The organism is Oleiphilus sp. HI0043 (genome assembly GCF_001634935.1).
This window is the reverse complement of sequence record NZ_LWEY01001690.1, coordinates 1-812: the sequence shown is the minus strand read 5'-3', so window position 1 is coordinate 812 and position 812 is coordinate 1. Positions and strand designations below refer to the sequence as shown.

1 protein-coding gene is annotated in these 812 nt (G+C 46.1%); it reads left to right on the top strand.

Annotation, left to right across the window (positions count from 1 at the left end):
• The coding region (locus tag A3729_RS25825; protein WP_156498141.1) for a DEAD/DEAH box helicase at positions 1-812 on the top strand (812 nt) is incomplete at both ends.

Below are 812 nucleotides of genomic sequence, written 5' to 3'. Positions count from 1 at the left end.
AAGCAGGCAAAACAGCTAGCTCGCTTTACAGCACTTAAGTTGGGTCATATCGGTGGCGGTACTGACATCCACAAACAGACCGAAATCATTCAAAACCCGCCACACTTTATCGTGGCAACACCGGGGCGTTTGTCTGAATTGCTTGCCAGAGACCTGTTAGACCTTTCTTCGGTAGACATCCTGATACTTGATGAAGCAGACCGCTTACTCGACATGGGCTTTAGCGATGAGATTCTATCTATTTCAGAACACTGTCATCAACGGCGTCAAACGCAGCTCTATTCAGCAACACTAGCCAATAAAGCACTTCGAGGCCTGGCAGACCAGTTGCTAGATGAGCCAAAAGTGTATGAGCTAAACCAAACAAGCGATACTCACACATCAATTGATCAGCAAATCATCTTTGCTGACGATAACGCTCACAAATACCAACTACTATGCTGGCTACTAAGAAACGAAACATATCGTCACAGCATTGTCTTTTGTAACTCGAAAGAGCAAGTAGATCAGGTTTACCGTGTCATGCAGCAACAAGAAATTAGCGCTGGTGTATTACACGGAGACAAAGACCAGAAACAACGAAATCTCGTGATGAGCAAAATGCGCCGTAACGAGCTGAAAGTAATGGTCGCTACAGATATTGCTGCACGAGGTATTGATATTGAAGGCATGGATCTGGTGATCAACTTCGAAATGCCGAGGCGTGGTGAGATATATGTCCACCGTATAGGTCGCACCGGCAGAGCGGGCGAAAAGGGTTTAGCCATCACCCTTATTTCCGCGCCTGAATTTAACCTTATGGCCGGTATAGA